Here is a 17346-nt window from a genome sequence, read left to right on the forward strand (position 1 = left end):
AAAAAGGAGACAGCATGGACCTGCAGGCCCTGTACCAGGAAAAACTCGTAACTCCCGCCGACGCCATCGCCTGCGTCAGGAATGGCGACACCATCGTCGTTCCCACCGGGGTCGGCGAACCGCCCGCCCTGCTCACCGCTCTCTCCGATGCCCGGCGCAACTACCGGGACGTCACCGTCTCCCAGATCCTGGCCCTGCGCAAGTACGGCTACATCGACCCGGAAACCCGGGACCACGTGCGCCACACCGCCTACTTCTTCGGCGGCGCCACCCGCCCCGGCGGCCAGGCCGGCTGGGTCGATTTCATCCCCAACTATTTCGCAGAGCTGCCCCAGCTGATCGAGCGCGGCCTGTCGCCCGCCGACGTGGTCTTCACCATGGCCTCGCCCATGGACGAGCACGGCTACTTCGCCCTCTCCCTGGCCGCCGACTACACCATGGCCGCCGTGAAGAAGGCCCGGGCCATCGTCCTCGAAGTGAACCCCAACGTGCCCTTCGCCTACGGCGACTGTTACGTGCACATCTCCAAGGTCACCGCCCTGGTGGAAAGCAGCGACCCGGTGCTGGAAGTGGGCCTGCCCACCATCGGCCCGGTGCAGGAAGCCATCGGCAAATACGTAGCCGACCTGATCGAGGACGGCTCCACCCTGCAGATCGGCTACGGCGGCATTCCCGACGCCGTGGTGATGCAGCTCCAGCACAAGCACGACCTGGGCATCCACACCGAGATGATCGGCGACGGCATCCTTTCCCTGATCGAGTCCGGCGCCGTCACCAACAAGAAGAAGACCTTCATGCCCGGCAAGTCCGTGGCCACCTTCGCCCTGGGATCGAACAAGCTGTACAAGTTCATGCACCGCAATCCGGCCCTGGAAATGCATCCGGTGGAATTCACCAACGATCCCTACATCGCCGCCCGCAACGACAAGCTGATCGCCATCAACGCCACCATGCAGGTGGACCTGCTGGGCCAGTGCGGCTCCGAGAGCCTGGGCTTCTCCCCCTACTCCGGCACCGGCGGCCAGGCCGACTTCGTGCGCGCCGCCAACCGCTCCAAGGACGGCAAGGCCTTCATCGTGGTGCCCTCCACCGCCAAGGACGACACCATCTCCCGCATCGTCCCCACCCTGACCCCGGGCACCCACGTCACCACCAGCAAGAACGACATCAACTACGTGGTCACCGAGTACGGCGTCGCCCAGCTGCGCGGCAAGAGCGCCAAGCAGCGGGTGGAAGCCCTGATCGGCATCGCCCACCCCAACTTCCGCAATGAACTGCGGGAAGCGGCTAAAAAGATGAACCTGCTCTAAATCGAAAACCCCGGCAGCGCAGGCTGGCGGGGCTCGCTGGAGCGACAGGGCGCGGTCACCACCGCGCCCTTTTTCATGGCCCCGGCCGGGGCGCCTGCCAGATGTTGCGGCAGCCCGTCTCCTTGACCCAGAAGCTGGCGACGAAGCCGATGCAGGCGGCGGCGGCCATGCAGGCCATGCCGACGCGGAAGGTGTCCGGCCCATAGACGCGCACGCCGTTGGCCAGGGTGCCATCCCACACCTGGTCCATGGCCCAGCCGGCCAGGGGCTGCAGCAGGGCGCCGGCGAGGAAGCCGCCCATGTTGGTGACGCTGGTGGACATGCCGGACAGCATGGGCGGATTGACCTCCTTGGCGCAGGCCCAGGTGAGGGCGAAGCTGGCCGTGGTCAGGCCCATGAGGCCGAACAGGCAGTAGGTGGCCGCCAGGGGCAGGCGGATGTTGGTCAGCCAGAACAGCCACAGCAGGCAGTAAAGGAAGGCCCCGGCGATGACCACCGGCTTGCGCTTGCCGAGCCGGTCCGAGAGGGTGCCGATGAAAAAGCAGCCCAGGGCGAAGCCGGCGAAATAGAGGGAAAGATGGGAGGAGGCCTGGGCCCGGGTCAGCTCATGGACCCGCATCAGGTAGGGCGTGGCCCACAGGCCGGCAAAGGAGAAGAAGCTGCCGGCCAGGCCGAAATTGACCACCACCGCCGGCCAGGTGGAGCGGTTCTTCAGCACCGAAGCCAGGCCGCCGAAGATCACCGTGCGGTCGAAGCGGGGCCGCTCGCCGCCGCCATCCTTGACGAAGAACCAGCAGGCCACGCCCAGGAGGGCCGAGAGGGCGCCGGCGCCGACGAAAATGCCGCGCCAGGAAATGCTCTGGGCCAGCAGGGAAAGGGGGGCACCGGCCAGCACCGAGCCCAGGTTGCCCACCAGCATGGAAGCCCCCACCAGGGTGGCAAAGCGCCGCTCGTCGAAGTTGACGGCGATGATCTTGAGCATGGCAATGAAGGTCACCGACACCCCCAGACCCACCAGGGTGCGCCCCACCAGGGCCTCGTTGAGGGTGTCGGCGAGGCCGAAGAGAACGCTGCCCGCCGCCGCCACCAGGCCGCCGAGGAAGAGGATGCGCCGCGGCCCCAGGGTATCCACCAGAATACCGGTGGGCACCTGCATGATGGTGTAGACGTAGAAATAGGTGGCCGCCAGGGCGCCGAGGGACGCCGCCGTGGTCTGGAAGGCCAGGGTCAGGTCGTGGGCGATGCCCGCCGGGGCGAAGCGGTGGAAGAAGGACAGCATGTAGGCGGCGATGACCACCGCCAGGGTCACGGCACGGGCCGTGCGGGCGGAAGAACCGCCGCTTTGATGTGGGGGCATTTATGCCTCTCCTCTTGTCTCCTTTGGGGGAACGGCATCGTAGCATACGCAACCGTATGTCACGCCATTGGGGAATGCCCGCGGTCGGTCCGGGGCCCAGAAAGGGCGGCCCCTGCCGTGCTATCCTTGGCCCCCTGAGCGCCCTGCCGCACCCAATCCCATTGCCGCCGCCATGACCACCTACGCCCTGCCCGATTTCGAAGCCAAGATCTGCCCCCCCGACCAACTGGCCGAGCGCGCCGCCCGCCTGGCCCGCCCCCTGGTATTCACCAACGGCTGTTTCGACATCCTGCACCGGGGCCACGTCACCTATCTGGCCCAGGCCCGGGCCCTGGGCGCCGCCATGGTGGTGGCCCTCAACACCGACGCCTCGGTCAAGCGCCTGGGCAAGGGCGACGACCGGCCGGTAAACCGGCTGGAAGACCGGCTGGCGGTGATGGCCGCCCTCGGCTGTGTGGACCTGGTCACCTGGTTCGACGAGGACACGCCCCTGCAGCGCGTCCTCGAGGCCCGCCCCGAAGTCCTGGTGAAGGGCGGCGACTGGGCGCCGGAACGCATCGTCGGTGCCAGCGAGGTCCTGGGCTGGGGCGGCAGCGTCCACTCCATCCCCTTCCTCCACGAAAAATCCACCACCGCCCTGCTGACCAAGATCCGCGCCCTCTAAAGGCACGCCATGGCTCACGCCCACCACCACGACTGCGGCCACGGGCACGCCCACAGCCACCACCACGGCGGCAAGGGCCTGCTGCTGGCCACCCTGCTGACCCTGGGTTTTGCCGGGGTGGAGGCCGTGGCCGGCGCCTGGAGCGGTTCCCTGGCCCTCATCGGCGATGCGGGCCACATGGTGAACGACGGCGTTGCCCTGGCCCTGGCTGCAGCCGCCGCCTGGGTTGCCCGGCGCCCGCCGAGCCATCGCCACACCTACGGCTGGGGCCGGGCCGAAGTGCTAGCCGCCCTGCTCAACGGCCTGGCCATGCTGGCCCTGGTGGTGGCGATCCTGGTGGAGGCGGTGCAACGCTTCCAGGACCCCGCCCCGGTGGCCGGCCCGGCGGTGATGGCGGTGGCCGTGGTGGGGCTGCTGATGAACGCCCTGGTGGCCTGGATGCTCAGCCGCGGCGAAAGCTCCCTCAACACCCGGGCCGCCCTGCTGCACGTGCTGGGCGACATGCTCGGCTCCGTGGCCGCCATCGCCTCCGGCGCCATCGTCTATTTCACCGGCTGGAAACAGGCCGACCCACTGCTGGCCGCCGGCATCGCCCTGCTCATCTCCGTCTCCAGCCTGCGTCTGCTGCGGGAGGCGCTACACGCCCTGATGGAAGGCACGCCGCCCCACATCTCCGCCGCCGAGGTCAGCGCCGCCATGGAACAGGTGGACGGTGTGCTCGGGGTCCACGACCTGCATGTGTGGACGGTGGGCGACGGCGAGGTGATGCTCTCGGCCCATCTGCAGGTGGCCGACCTGGCCGCCTGGCCCCAGACCCTGGCCGGGCTGCGCCAGGTACTGCAGCAGCGCTGGCACATCCGCCACGTCACCCTGCAGCCCGAAACGGGCCCCATCGAACCGCTGCACCGCCCGGCCTGAAAGCCGCCCGCAGGAAAGCGAAAGGCCCCGCTGGCGGGGCCTTTTTCACGCCGGGAAAGCCGGATGCTCTCCCGGGATAGCGTTCCTACTTGGCCTTGCTGGCGGAAAAATTCCTGGTCGCGCTGCCCCGGCCCAGTTCCGTCTGCCCGTCGGCGGCCAGGGCCCGCACCGTGATGCTGTAATCGTGGCCGAAGGTGCCGAAGTTGTTGGGACAGGGACCCAGATAACGCCCCAGGGCGCCCTCGGGCAGGCTCGCAGTGGCGCCGCCGGCATGGGGCACCGTGCCACCGCCATGGTCCTTGTTCTGGAAATCCAGGTCGTTCATCACCACCGCCAGGGAGGCAGTCCCTTCGGGAATGCCGGAAATCTCCAGGGCAGGGGAGGTGTTGTCGCAGCGGTGCTTTTTCAGCCACTCCCAGTTCACACTGAGGGACGACTGGGCCAGGGCCAGGGGGCTGACGAGCAAGGCGGAGACGGCGAGAAGGGTGCGCAGGGACGGCATGCAAGGCTCCAAAGAAGAAAGAAGAAACAGCGGCGCCAGTTTATGACACCGGCAGCTTCGGTGACGTGACAAAAGCCTCAGCCGATACAACTCCCCACATCCACCGAATCGATCTGCTCCGGGCGCAGGTAGCGTTCGCCGTATTCCCGGTACACGCCCGAGGTGAGGAAGAGGTCGAACAGTTCCGGATCGATGTGCCCTTCCCGCTTCATGGCCACCATGATGCGGACGGCTTCGGAGAGGGTCTTGCCCTTCTTGTAGGGCCGGTCCACGGCGGTGAGGGCCTCGAAGATGTCGGCGATGGCCATCATGCGGGCCGGCGCGCTCATTTCCTCCCGCCGCAGGCGCCTCGGGTAGCCGCTGCCGTCCATTTTCTCGTGGTGGCCGCCGGCCAGCTCGGGAACGTTCTGCAGATGCCGCGGGAACGGCAGGGCGGTAAGCATGATGATGGTCTGCACGATGTGGTCGTTGATGATGTAGCGGTCCTCCTCGGACAGGGTGCCCCGGGCCACGGCCAGGTTGTGCAGTTCGCCCCGGTTGAACTTCCAGGCCGGCACCTGCAGCTTGAAGCCCCAGGGATTGTCGGCCGGCATCAGGTCCCGCGGGCCCCGCTCCAGGAGATGCTCCGGCTTGTCCGCCAGCAGGGGCTCGGGAGCCGGCAGGGGCACCGGCGGCAGCTGGGCCTTGCGCCGCCCCTCTTCCCAGGACAGACCCAGACGGTCGTCCAGGGTGCGCCGCCAGGTGCGGCCGGCGATGCGCTGCAGGCGCTCCAGCTTCTCCGGCGCCATGAATTCGCCGCCCTGGTTGCAGCTGGCGACGAAGGCGAACTCCTCGTCCAGCACCTGCCACTGGGCTTTCAGGGCCTGGCGCAGGGCCGCCCCGTCGCCGCCGGCGGCCACCTGCTGCCAGAACTCGACCTCCGCGTCCCGCTTGAGCACTTCGAAGCGCATGCGCACCTCGTGGATGCGGTCGTACAGGGTTTCCAGCTTGGTCGCCTTGTCCACCACGTATTCGGGGGTGGTCACCTTGCCGCAGTCGTGCAGCCAGCCGGCGATGTGCAGGGCCTCCCATTCCTCGTCGCTGAGGGTGAAGTCGGCGTAGGGGCCGGCGGTGGCGTCGCAGGCGGCCCGGGCCAGCATCTTGGTCAGCTCCGGCACCCGCTGGCAGTGGCCGCCCGTGTAGGGGCTCTTGGCGTCGATGGCACCGGCCACCAGCTGGATCAGGCTTTCCAGCAGGGCCTTCTGGGCCTGGATCAGGCGCTGGTTGTCGATGGCCACGGCGGAAGCCCCGGAGAGGGCCTCGATGAAGGAAATGCGCTCCGGCGACGGCGCCTCGGCGCTGCCCGGCAGAAACAGGGCCAGCACCCCCACCACCTCCTGGGCCCGGTTTTTCAGGGGCAGGGCCACCAGCAGCACCGGCAGGCCCACCAGGGGGCTGCCCGGGGCATCGAGGAATTCCATGCCGGGGGGACGCTGGGGCGGCACATCCAGCACCTGGGTGCGTGCCTCCAGGACCGCCAGCAGCAGGGGATGGGTCTCCCGAGCCGTCGGCAGGAAGACCAGACCCGGCAGCCCCGCCACCTCACCGCTGGCCGGTGCCCCTTGTTCTTCCGCGGTGGCCCCCACCTCCCAGCGCAGGGCCGCCGGCAGCAGGCCGCGGCCGTTCTCCGCCATCAGGTAGACGATGCCGCCGCTGGCCTCGGCGCTGGCCAGGGTCTCCTGCAGCACCCGCTCCAGCAGCCGGTCGAAATTGCGCTCGGCGGTGAGGGTAGCGCTGATGTCGAGGAATTTGCGGATGGTGCCCTTCATCTGGTTCATGGAGCGGGACAGCTCGTCGATCTCCCAGATGGGGGAGCCCTTGGCCGGGGTGCCGTCGAAGCGGAAGCGGCGGATTTCCGCCGACTCCCGGATCAGGGCCTTCAGCTCGCCGGAGATGCGCCGGGCCAGCCACCAGGTGCCGGGAATGGCCAGGGCGATGAGGGCCAGGGTGACCCACAGGGTCCAGGTGCGGATGCGCACCGCCTCGGCCAGCAATTCGTTTTCCGGCGCCGCCACCAGCAGGTAGTTGGGCTCGTCCCCGGCCTCGGGGACCGCCACCGCCCGCCCGTGCCAGACCTGGCCGGCGGCCTCGATCACCCGGGAATTCCCGGCGCCGGCCGCAGCCAGGGCCCCCAGCACCGGCACGCCCAGCTGGTCCAGGGTCGGCAGCTGGCCGCCGGCCCGGGCATTGACCCGGTGCAGCCGTTCCCGGTCCCGCTCCGCCAGAACCCGGCCCCGGGCATCCACCAGGGCCAGCTGGGAGCCGGGGGTGATGCCGGCCCCGGCGAGGGAGGCGGAAATCTCTTCCAGGGTCAGGTCCGCCGCCACCACGGCGCCGCTGCCGGCAAGGCGGGCGAAGGTCTTGCCCACCTCCCGGGTGGTGAAGAAGACATAGGGCTCGGTGCGCACCAGGGCAGTGGCGGTCTGGGCCCGGATGAACCAGGGACGGCCCCGGGGATCGAAATCGTAGGCGGCCGGATGGCGCCGCTCCAGTTCCTGCAGCCACTCGTCGAAAAAGATGAAGGTGGGACGCGCCCCCCTGCCCCCCCGCTCCATGCTCTGCACCAGGAAGCGGGCTCCGGCCGGCGCCTGCACCGCCAGGGCCACGGCCCGGCTGGCGAGGGAGCGGATGAGGAAGAAGTCCCCGTTGCCGTAGCCCACATAGACGGCGGAGAGATGGGTGTTCTTCTCCAGGGTTTCCCGCAACATGGGCAGGGCCTGCAGCCGGGAATCCAGGCTGGGGGCCGCGGCCAGGGGATGGTGCACCAGCAGTTCCACCAGGGTTTCCAGGGGGCCGTAGAGGCGCTGCAGGTCGTCCCCGGTCTGGCGGGCGGTGCGCTCGAAGACATCGCTGGCGGCGGTCAGGACGATGCGGCGTGACTGGTGGAAGTTGAACCAGCCGATCACCGAGCAGGCAACGAAAATGAGCAGGGTGAACAGGTAGGCGATGTGGATGTGCAGGGGATAGAGGCGGCCCCGCTGGCCCCTGGGAAAGACTGCTGCCTGAAGTGCCATGACCATTCTCCGCTGAGGCCCGTCGGGGCCGCGACATGGTCACAGGCTAACACCGGGACGCCGGGGGGAAACGCCACATCCGTCACGAAGTGGCCGGGGACGGGGGCGCCGGCGTTGATTTAGGTCAAGCCTGGCGATCGATTCTGGCGGCAGACTGGCGCTTTTCCCGATCCCGGAGTATTTCCACCATGCAAGGATTCCGCATTGCCGTCGTCGGCGCCGGCGAAACCGGCACCCCCCTGCTCAAGCAGCTGCTGACCGCCCCCTTCGTCACCGTCCTCGGCGTCGCCGACCTGGACCTGTCCATGCCCGGCATCGCCCTGGCCAAGGAGCACGGCGTCAAGGTCACCAACAACTTCATGGAGCTGGCCGCCCTGGGCAATGAAGTCGACATCATCATCGACGTCACCGGCGCCCCCAAGGTGCGCGAAGCCCTGCGCAAGCACATGGTGGACAGCGGCAACACCCACACCCTGATCATGCACGAGTCCATCGCCCTGCTGATGATGTCCCTCTCCGCCGGCAAGCTGGTGAGCGGCAAGCACGGCGACCAGGAATACGTCTGAAGCCAGGTCCCGGACCATGAAAAAAGCCGCCCGCGGGCGGCTTTTTCTTTGGCCGGAAGGCCGAGGCAAGGGGCTTACAGCACCACCTGGGTGCCCAGCTCCACCACCCGGTTGGAGGGGATCTTGAAGAAGCTGGTGGCACTGCCGGCGTTGCGGAACAGGGCGATGAACAGCTTCTCGCGCCAGAAGGCCATTTCCGAGCCGAGGCGGGGGATCAGGGTCTCCCGGCCGAGGAAGAAGGAGGTCTCCAGCATCTCGAAGGAGAGGCCGTAGTCGGCGCAGAGGGAAAGGGCCTGGGGAATGTCCGGATCATCCTTGAAGCCGTACTGGACGATGACGCGGAAGAAGTTTTCCTTCAGCTTGTGCACCTCCACCCGGTCGATCTCCGGCACGTAGGGCACGTCGAAGATCTGCACCGAGACCATGATCACCCGCTCGTGCAGCACCTTGTTGTGCATCAGGTTGTGCAGCAGGGAATGGGGCACGCCGTTGGGGTCCGCATTGAGGAAGACGGCGGTGCCGGGCACCCGGGTCGGCGGCGAGACGGCGATGCTGTCGATGAAGGGCAGCAGCTGCAGGGCCTCGCCCTTGAGGCGGTCGGCCAGGAGCTGGCGGCCCCGCTTCCAGGTGGTCATGAGGACGAAGACGAAGACGCCGACCACCAGGGGGAACCAGCCGCCGTCGGGAATCTTTAGGATGTTGGCGGTGAGGAAGGTCAGTTCCACCACCAGGAAGCCGGTGAACAGCAGCACCGCCCGGCTCCAGCCCCAGCGCCAGACCTTGGCCGCCACCACGGTGGCGAGCAGGGAGGTGATGACCATGTCGCCGGTGACGGCGATGCCGTAGGCCGCCGCCAGGTTGTTGGAGGACTTGAAGCCCAGCACCAGCACCGCCACGGCGCCGAAGAGGCCCCAGTTCACGCCCGGCAGGTAAATCTGGCCCTGCTCCTTCTCCGAGGTGTGCTGCACTTCCATGCGCGGCACGAAGCCCAGCTGCATGGCCTGGCGGGTCACCGAGAAGGCGCCGGAAATGACCGCCTGACAGGCGATCACCGTGGCCAAGGTGGCCAGGCAGACCAGGGGCATGACCGCCCATTCGGGAGCCAGGTTGAAGAAGGGATTGGTGGCTGCGGCGGGGTCGGCCAGGATCAGGGCGCCCTGGCCGAAATAGTTGAGCATCAGGGCCGGCAGCACGAAGCTGAACCAGGCCAGCTGGATCGGCTTGCGGCCGAAGTGGCCCATGTCGGCGTAAAGGGCCTCGGCCCCGGTCACCGCCAGCACCACGTTGCCCATGGCCACCAGGGCCATGGCCTTGTTGGCGAGGAGGAATTCGAAGCCGTAGACCGGGTTGGCGGCCAGCAGCACGTGGGGGTTGGCCATGATGTTCCACAGGCCCAGTAGGGCCAGGGTGGAGAACCACAGCATCATCACCGGCCCGAACATGACGCCCACCGTGGCGGTGCCCCGGCGCTGGATGAAGAAGAGGCCGAACAGCACCACCAGGGTGATGGGGATGACGAAGGGCTTGAAGGCCGGGGTGACGATCTCCAGGCCCTCCACCGCGGAGAGCACGGAAATGGCCGGGGTCACCATGCCGTCACCGTAGAACATGGCGGCACCGAGGATGCCGATGATCATGATGATCTGCTGGCGCCGCTTGCGGTCCTGGGCCTCGTGCAGGGCCAGGGCGATGAGGGCCATGATGCCGCCTTCGCCCCGGTTGTCGGCCCGCATGATGAAGACCACGTACTTCAGGGAAACGACGATGATCAGCGCCCAGAAGAACAGGGACAGGCTGCCCAGGACGTTGGTCTCGGTCAGGGGGATAGGATGGTTGCCGGCGAAAACTTCTTTCATGGCGTACAGGGGACTGGTCCCGATGTCGCCATAGACCACGCCGAGGGCGGCCAGGGCCAGAGCTGCCAGCCGCGCCTTGGTGGTCTGAACGGAATCGTGCATGCGAACTCCCGCAGGGGTGTCGAAAGTAATGACAGCGCTGGGTCTTCCCCGCTTTTGCCGCGGTTTGGAAGACGGGCCGGCGCCCCTTGCCCAGGGGCATACCGACATCCGGCCGACCTTCCGCTACAGCATGGAGGCAACCGGGGTGCGCCAGTCTACACCCATTTATTGCGACGCAACATTCCCCTCCGTACGGCCCCGGCAGGGCAGCAAATGACCGCGTCCTGAATGTTGCCGCCGATGGTGGCGGAAAGGCCCCAACTGTCTGGTAAACTCGCATTTTCTCACGTCCATGCCCCCGGGCCCCCATGAAGTCAGCCCCCAAGTCCGTCCCCCTGCTCGAAATCAAAGGCACCACCCTGGCCATGACGGTGCTGCAGGCCGCCCTCCGTTCGGCGGACCTGCCCTCCCTGGCCGACAGCCTGACCGACCAGTATGGCCCCAGTTCGGATTTCTTCAGTTTCGAGCCCACCGTCATCGACCTGGGCGAACTGCCCGCCGACATCGAGCTGGACTGGGCCGGCCTGCTGCCCCTGCTGCGCCGCTACCAGGTGGCCCCCATCGGCGTGCGCAATGCCTCCCCGGCCCAGGCCGAAGCGGCCCGCAACGTCGGCCTGATCGTGGTCGAAGAGGCGGAAACCCAGGTGCGCCACAGCCCGCGCCGGGCCGAAGCCGAGACTCCGGCCGCCCCCGCCGCCCCGACGGCAGCCGCCGCTGCGCCGGCCCAGGCCGAGCTGGACATCGCCCCCGCCAACGCCCCGGCCAATGAAGCGCCCGCTGCCGCCCCGGCCCCCGCCGCGGCAGCAGAAGCGGCCCCCAGCGGTACCCTGGTGCTGGACAAGCCCCTGCGCAGCGGCCAGCAGGTCTATGCCCGGGGCGGCGACCTGGTGGTGCTGGCCATGGTCAGCCCGGGTGCCGAGGTCATCGCCGACGGCAACATCCACATCTATGCCCCCCTGCGCGGCCGCGCCCTGGCCGGCGCCCGGGGCGACGCCAATGCCCGCATCTTCACCACCTGTTTCGAAGCCGAGCTGACCTCCGTCGCCGGGGTGTACCGCACCTTCGAACCGGGCTCGGAGAAGAGCCTCACCGGCAAGCCCGTACAAATCCGTCTGGAAGGCGAAAAGCTCGTGCTCGAAGCCCTCAAGACCAGCTGAACCCAAAATTTCCGACAACTCTTACTCTTACCAATCCAGAGGTCCCATGAGAATCATCGTCGTCACTTCCGGCAAGGGTGGTGTGGGCAAGACCACCACCAGCGCAGCCTTCGCCTCCGGCCTGGCCCTGCGCGGCTTCAAGACCGCGGTCATCGATTTCGACGTCGGCCTGCGCAACCTGGACCTGATCATGGGCTGCGAACGCCGGGTGGTCTACGACCTGGTGAACGTCATCAACGGCGAAGCCAACCTGACCCAGGCCCTGATCAAGGACAAGCACGCCGAGAACCTCTTCGTGCTGCCTGCCTCCCAGACCCGGGACAAGGACGCCCTGACCGAAGAAGGCGTGGAAAAGGTGCTCAAGGAACTGGAGCACATGGGCTTCGACTACGTGGTCTGCGACTCCCCCGCCGGCATCGAGCGGGGCGCCGTCATGGCCCTCACCTTCGCCGACGAGGCCATCGTCGTCTCCAATCCGGAAGTCTCCTCCGTGCGCGACTCGGACCGCATCCTGGGCATCGTCCAGTCCAAGTCCCGCCGCGCCAAGGAAGGCAACGAGGCAGTCAAGGAACACCTGCTGGTGACCCGCTATTCGCCCAAGCGCGTCGAGGACGGCGAAATGCTCTCCTACAAGGATGTGCACGAGCTGCTGCGCATTCCCCTGCTCGGCGTCATTCCCGAATCCGAAGTGGTGCTGCAGGCCTCCAACCAGGGCACGCCCGCCATCCACATGAACGGCAGCGACGTGGCCGACGCCTACCAGGACATGGTGGCCCGTTTCCTCGGCGAGGAAGTGCCCCTGCGCTTCGTGGACTACGAAAAGCCGGGCATCCTGAAGCGCCTGTTCGGAGGCAAGTGACATGTCCCTGCTCGACCTTCTTTTTGGCCAGAAACAAAAGACCGCTTCGGTCGCCAAGGAGCGCCTGCAGCTCATCATCGCCCGGGAACGCAGCGGCGAGCAGAGCTCGCCGGATTTCCTGCCCCAATTGCAGCAGGAGCTGATCGCCGTCATCTCCAAGTACGTCAAGGTGAACCAGGACGACATCAAGGTCTCCCTGGAGAAGAAGAACAACTTCGAAGTGCTGGAAGTGAACATCGTCCTGCCGGAAGTGGGCCAGACCCGCTGAGCCGGTCCGCCGCCAAGCAGAAAGCCGGGGCATGCCCCGGCTTTTTCTTTGTCCTGCGTTTGCCCCCTCCCTTGACGGCAGAGCCGGCCCCGCCTCAGAAGAAGCGGGTCAGGCGGACCACCCAGCGCCGGTCTTCCAGGAGGCCGTTTTCCGTGCGGAAATCACCGCCGTATTGCAGGGACAGCTTGCCGACGGGCGAGTTGGCAATCGCCGTGAGCTGGTAGCGCTCCAGCTGGGTGCGGTCGTTCTGGGCCACGCCCGCCACCCGGGTCTCGCCGCCCCAGGTGTAGAAATAGGTGGCGGCCAGGGCAAAGGTGGCATTGATGTCGTAGCGCAGGCCGGTCTGGGCGGTGTACAGCACCTCCTGGTCCTGCTCCCGGCGCAGGGGGCCGAATTCCTTGTTGGTGCCGGAGCGCATGCCGTCCACCGCGCCCATCCAGTGCAGATTGCGCAGCACGGCGGTCTGCAGGCCGACCTGCAGGGCCGTGCTGACCCGGTTGCTGCCCATGTTGAGGACGCGCCCCGCCTGGTAATCCCCGGTGGGCAGGGTCAGGTAGCCGCCCACGGCGAAATAGGTCTGGCTGGCATGGTTGGCGTAGGGCCACACGGCCAGCAGCATGGTGGTGTCGCCGAAGCCCGAAGCCCCCGGCAGGCTGGACAGGGTGCCGCCCGGATGCAGGCTGCCGACGGGCTGCTGCAGATAGGAGAAGGCAGGCATGCCGCCCAGGTCGAAGGTGGCGCCCAGGCGCAGCTGGGTCTGGGACAGGGTCACCTTGGGCTCGCCGGGCATCTTGCGGCCGCGGACGTACATGTCGCCCCGGTCGCTGTCCTGGTAGGCCAGCTGGATCATCCTGGTGCCGGAGGGCGGCACCTGCAGGTCCCCCGGCTGGAGGTCGATGGCCCAGGCGGCGGCGCTGGGCAGCAGCAGGGCGAGGTAGGTGAGTTTGCGCATGGCGCGCAAGTGTGGCGAAAGGCCCCCGGATAGGCAAGCTAGGGCCTTCCCCAGGCCAGGCCTGGCCCGATGCCGGCAGCCGCGCTCAGCCCCCGCGCCAGTCCGCCAGGGCGGCCGCCACTTGGGCCACGGCGCTGTCCCAGTCGCCCCAGGCCGGCTGGCGGAAGAGGCGCAGGCTGGCGTACCAGGGTGTCGCCGCCCCCTGCCGGCCCCAGCGCCATTCGCCGCCGTGCTGCAGCAGCAGCCAGCAGGGGCGGCCGAGGGCGCCGGCCAGATGGGCCACCGCCGTGTCCACGCTGATGACCAGGTCCAGCTGCTGCACCAGGGCGGCGGTGTCGGCCCAGTCCTCCAGCCATTCATCCACCCGCTGCAGCTGGAGCAGGGCGGCCAGGGTTTCCTGGTCGGCGGCCGGGATCATCTGCTGCAGGCAATAGAAGCGGCGCCCCGGCCCCAGCAGGGGCTGCAGCTGCGCCAGGGCAAGTTTGCGGCCGGCATCGCCGTCGGCCTTGGCCGACCACACCAGGCCGATGCGCCTGCCCTGGAAGGCAGGCAGGACGGGCATCCTGGCGGCACGCTCCGGGGATGCCCGCAGATAGGGCGTCCCAGGCCCTTCTTCGGGACGGCACAGGCCCAGGGCCAGGGGCAGGCTGAGCAGGGGACAGTGCAGGTCGTGGGGCGGCAGGTCGCCGCCCATGGGCAGAATCTCGATTCCCGGCCCCAGGCTGGCAGCCAGGGCGGCCAGGGACGGAGGCAGCAGCAACAGCACCCGGGCGCCGAGGGCCGCCACCCGGGGCACGTAGCGCAAGAACTGCAGGGTGTCGCCCAGGCCCTGCTCGGCCCACAGCAGCACGGTCCGCCCCTCGGGGGAATGGCGGCCCAGCCACAGGGGAGCATTGCTGGGCAGCCAGGCGTCGGCCATCTGCCGGGTTTCCCAGCGCCATTCGTAGCGCTGCCAGCCCTGGCGCCAGCGCCCCAGGGCGAAGCAGCAGTGGGCCTGCTCCACCAGGGCCTCCGGGTGGTCGAGATGGAAGCACAGCAACTGCTCGTAGCTGGCGAAGGCGGCCTCCCAGCGGCCCAGGGCCTGCAGCACCCGGCCCCGCTGCAGGCGCACCTGGAGATTGCCCGGCTCCCGCTCCAGGGCCCGGTCCAGGGCCGCCAGGGCTTCCTCGTGCCGGTACAGGGCGGCCAGGGCCGCGCCCCGGCGGGCCTCCAGACCCCAGCAGCGGGGATCGAGCCGGCGGGCCTGGTCGAAGTCGGCCAGGGCGGCAGCCGCCCGGCCGGCGCCGAGGCGGATGTTGCCCCGCAGCACATGGAAATCCACGTTGTCCCGGTCGATCTCCAGCAGGGTGCCGTAGTGCTCCTCCGCCTCCTGCTGCAGCTGGCGGCACTGGGCCGCCGCCTCGCCGTCGTCCGGGGCGTCGCGCAGGTAGCGGCCGTAGGCGGCGATGGCTTCCTCGTAGCAGCCCAGCTCGCCCATCAGGCGGGCGCAGTTGAGGTGCAGGGGATAGAGCCGGGGATTGACCGCCAGGGCCTGCTGCAGGCAGCCCAGGGCGGCCTCGGTGCGGCCTTCCTGGCGCAGGCTGGCGCTGCGCCCCACCAGGGCGATGATCTGTTCCAGTCCGTCGATGTGCGACATGCGTTGCCGGCTCCCCGTGCTTGCCATGACCGGCGCCGCCGGCTGCGCCGGGACGCCACCGGGGCATTCTTGGCCCGGGGGATGTAAATACGGGTTAAGCCCCGGGTAAATCCGGGTTAAGACGACGGCCAGCCCCGTGCGGAATCCCGGAACGGCCGCCCCGGGGCGTGCGGCTTTCCGGAAAGTCTGGGGAGGCGCGGCACCCCGACGCCGAGCCAAATCTCTGCAAAAACAATCGCCTGCAAACTTTTCCGGCAGATGGCACGGTCCCTGCAAACAGGAGCCTCACAACCCGGCACTGCCGCCGGGGACATCCACCCTGTGAGGAGACTTCCATGCAACAACGCAAAGTTCTGGCTGCGGCCGTCACCGCCCTCTGTGCTTCCGCCCTGCTGGCCGCCGCGCCGGCCCAGGCGGAGGACGTGGTGCGCCTGGGCAACCTGAAGTTCGCCCACTACGGCGCCGTGTCCTACATGAAGGAGCTGTGCGCCAAGTACGATCTGAAGGTGGAGGAACGCATGTTCCCCAAGGGCCCGGACATCATGCCGGCCATCGTCGCCGGTGAGGTGGACATCGCCGCCCTGGCTTCCGACGGCGCCATCTCCGGCCGCGCCAACGGCGTGCCCATCTATACCGTGGCCGGCTTCGCCAAGGGCGGCGCCCGCCTGGTGGCCGGCGCCGATACCGGCATCAGGGACATCCAGGGCCTGAAGGGCAAGAAGGTGGGCGTCACCCGGGGCGGCGCCCACGAGCTACTGCTCTACGCCGAACTGGAAAAGGCCGGCCTGACCTGGTCCGACAAGCCGGGCAAGGACGTGCAGATCGTCTTCCTCGCCTTCGCCGACCTCAACCAGGCCCTGGCCGCCAAGCAGATCGACGCCATGTGCCAGTCCGAGCCCCAGTCCTCCCAGGCCCTCAACAAGAAGTTCGGGGTGGAGATCATGAAGCCCTACAACACCGCCATGGGCGAGCCGGTGCGCCTCCTGGTGATGACCGAGAAGCTCTACAACGAGAAGAAGGACGTGGCCCAGCGGGTCATGAAGTGCTTCGTCGAAGCCACCGCCCTGTTCAACAAGGACATGGCCCTGGCCGAGAAGTACGTGCGCGAGCAGATGTTCAAGGGCCAGATCAGTTCCCAGGACTTCAAGGACGCCATGGACAACGCCGATTACACCTACGACGTTTCCCCCGAGCACATCGACATCACCACCTCCTTCATGCAGAAGTACGGCGTCGGCCGCATGGCCAAGCCGCCCAAGGCTGCCGAGTGGGTCAAGCTGGACCTGCTGCAGAAGGCCAAGACCGAACTGAAGGTGAAGTAAGGCCATGCTGAAGAAACTGCAAGCCTTCGCCCACGGCGCCCTGGTGCCGGTGCTGGTGCTGATCCTGTGGGAGGCCGGCTCCCGGGCCGGCCTCTTCTCCGAGGTGCTGCTGCCCTCCCCCAGCGCCGTGGCGGTGAAATGGTGGGCCTACCTGCTGCCGACCCAGGACTACGTCCCGGGCAGCGGCAGCTACTTCACCTGGCTCATTTCCGGCGAGTTGCTGCACGACGCCTATTCCAGCCTCTACCGGGTCATCGTCGGCTTCATCATCGGCGCCGGCCTGGCCCTGCCCCTGGGCCTGGTGATGGGCGCCAACAACCGCATCTACGACCTGTTCAACCCTCTGGTGCAGATCCTGCGGCCGATCCCGCCCATCGCCTACATCCCGCTGGCAATCCTGTGGTTCGGCCTGGGCAACCCGCCGTCCTTCTTCCTCATCGCCATCGGCGCCTTCTTCCCGGTGCTGATGAACACCATCGCCGGGGTGCGCCACGTGGACGGCATCTACCTGCGGGCCGCCCGCAACCTGGGGGTCAATTACTGGACCATGTTCACCCGGGTGATCCTGCCCGCCTCCACCCCCTACATCCTGGCCGGGGTGCGCATCGGCATCGGCACCGCCTTCATCGTGGTGATCGTCTCCGAGATGATCGCGGTGAACGACGGCCTCGGCTTCCGCATCCTGGAAGCCCGGGAGTTCATGTGGTCGGACAAGATCATCGCCGGCATGATCACCATCGGCCTGCTGGGTCTGGCCATCGACACCGCCGTCAGCCGCCTCAACAACCACCTGCTGCGCTGGCACCGCGGCCTGGAGCACTAAC

Annotated in this window: 15 protein-coding genes; 9 read left to right on the forward strand and 6 right to left on the reverse strand. The window is 68.0% G+C overall.

Features of this window, described 5'->3' with window-relative positions; genetic code table 11:
* Window positions 1–14: 14 nt before the first annotated feature.
* Window positions 15–1310: an acetyl-CoA hydrolase/transferase family protein gene (locus AZSP09_RS07715; protein ID WP_014238458.1), complete on the forward strand. Its 1296-nt coding sequence runs from the start codon at window positions 15–17 to the stop codon at window positions 1308–1310.
* Between the two features lie 73 nt (window positions 1311–1383).
* Here the strand turns inward: AZSP09_RS07715 and AZSP09_RS07720 are convergent, their stop codons facing one another.
* Window positions 1384–2667, reverse strand: a complete 1284-nt coding sequence (locus AZSP09_RS07720; RefSeq protein WP_152089671.1) for an MFS transporter — start codon at window positions 2665–2667, stop codon at window positions 1384–1386.
* A 172-nt stretch (window positions 2668–2839) separates the two neighbouring features.
* Between AZSP09_RS07720 and rfaE2 the strand changes: the two genes are divergently transcribed.
* Window positions 2840–3331: a D-glycero-beta-D-manno-heptose 1-phosphate adenylyltransferase gene (rfaE2, locus tag AZSP09_RS07725; protein WP_014238460.1), complete on the forward strand. Its 492-nt coding sequence runs from the start codon at window positions 2840–2842 to the stop codon at window positions 3329–3331.
* A 9-nt stretch (window positions 3332–3340) separates the two neighbouring features.
* Entirely contained in the window at window positions 3341–4249 is a 909-nt protein-coding gene (locus AZSP09_RS07730) for a cation diffusion facilitator family transporter (protein ID WP_152089672.1), read from the forward strand.
* Window positions 4250–4334: 85 nt separating this feature from the next.
* On the opposite strand, the gene AZSP09_RS07735 is transcribed toward AZSP09_RS07730, so the two are convergent.
* Both AZSP09_RS07735 and AZSP09_RS20295 read right to left on the reverse strand, forming a co-directional pair.
* Complete coding sequence (locus tag AZSP09_RS07735) at window positions 4335–4751, reverse strand: YbhB/YbcL family Raf kinase inhibitor-like protein (protein WP_152089673.1); 417 nt, start codon at window positions 4749–4751, stop codon at window positions 4335–4337.
* Between the two features lie 77 nt (window positions 4752–4828).
* A complete protein-coding gene (locus AZSP09_RS20295; protein WP_152089674.1) occupies window positions 4829–7804 on the reverse strand; it encodes an HD domain-containing phosphohydrolase in 2976 nt (991 codons plus the stop codon).
* Between the two features lie 188 nt (window positions 7805–7992).
* Between AZSP09_RS20295 and AZSP09_RS07745 the strand changes: the two genes are divergently transcribed.
* Entirely contained in the window at window positions 7993–8370 is a 378-nt protein-coding gene (locus tag AZSP09_RS07745) for an oxidoreductase (protein ID WP_014238464.1), read from the forward strand.
* 74 nt (window positions 8371–8444) lie between these two features.
* On the opposite strand, the gene AZSP09_RS07750 is transcribed toward AZSP09_RS07745, so the two are convergent.
* Window positions 8445–10328 (reverse strand): potassium transporter Kup, encoded by a 1884-nt coding sequence (locus AZSP09_RS07750; RefSeq protein WP_014238465.1) that lies wholly within the window; start codon window positions 10326–10328, stop codon window positions 8445–8447.
* Window positions 10329–10636: 308 nt separating this feature from the next.
* On the opposite strand from AZSP09_RS07750, the gene minC reads away from it, so the two are divergent.
* From minC to minE, 3 genes are read left to right on the forward strand one after another with little or no spacing between them, the layout of a single operon-like run.
* Complete coding sequence (gene minC, locus AZSP09_RS07755) at window positions 10637–11485, forward strand: septum site-determining protein MinC (RefSeq protein WP_130459027.1); 849 nt, start codon at window positions 10637–10639, stop codon at window positions 11483–11485.
* A 46-nt stretch (window positions 11486–11531) separates the two neighbouring features.
* Window positions 11532–12344, forward strand: coding sequence for a septum site-determining protein MinD (gene minD, locus AZSP09_RS07760; RefSeq protein WP_014238467.1), 813 nt, complete (start codon window positions 11532–11534; stop codon window positions 12342–12344).
* Window position 12345: 1 nt separating this feature from the next.
* Window positions 12346–12612 carry a cell division topological specificity factor MinE gene (gene minE / locus AZSP09_RS07765; RefSeq protein WP_152089675.1) on the forward strand — a complete coding sequence of 89 codons (267 nt, stop codon included), beginning with the start codon at window positions 12346–12348 and terminating at the stop codon, window positions 12610–12612.
* Between the two features lie 94 nt (window positions 12613–12706).
* Here the strand turns inward: minE and AZSP09_RS07770 are convergent, their stop codons facing one another.
* Together AZSP09_RS07770 and AZSP09_RS07775 are read right to left on the reverse strand one after the other, a co-directional pair.
* Window positions 12707–13564: a transporter gene (locus AZSP09_RS07770; protein ID WP_152089676.1), complete on the reverse strand. Its 858-nt coding sequence runs from the start codon at window positions 13562–13564 to the stop codon at window positions 12707–12709.
* 85 nt (window positions 13565–13649) lie between these two features.
* On the reverse strand, window positions 13650–15200 hold the full coding sequence (locus AZSP09_RS07775) for a tetratricopeptide repeat protein (protein WP_172974719.1): 1551 nt from the start codon (window positions 15198–15200) through the stop codon (window positions 13650–13652).
* Between the two features lie 335 nt (window positions 15201–15535).
* Between AZSP09_RS07775 and AZSP09_RS07780 the strand changes: the two genes are divergently transcribed.
* Both AZSP09_RS07780 and AZSP09_RS07785 read left to right on the forward strand, forming a co-directional pair.
* The gene (locus AZSP09_RS07780; RefSeq protein ID WP_152089678.1) at window positions 15536–16522 is read left to right on the forward strand and encodes an ABC transporter substrate-binding protein; all 987 of its coding nucleotides are present in this window, start codon (window positions 15536–15538) and stop codon (window positions 16520–16522) included.
* A 4-nt stretch (window positions 16523–16526) separates the two neighbouring features.
* Window positions 16527–17345 carry an ABC transporter permease gene (locus AZSP09_RS07785; protein WP_014238471.1) on the forward strand — a complete coding sequence of 273 codons (819 nt, stop codon included), beginning with the start codon at window positions 16527–16529 and terminating at the stop codon, window positions 17343–17345.
* Window position 17346 lies beyond the last annotated feature (1 nt).

Origin of the sequence: Azospira sp. I09 (assembly GCF_009177135.1) — a bacterium.
GTDB classification, from domain to species: domain Bacteria; phylum Pseudomonadota; class Gammaproteobacteria; order Burkholderiales; family Rhodocyclaceae; genus Azospira; species Azospira oryzae.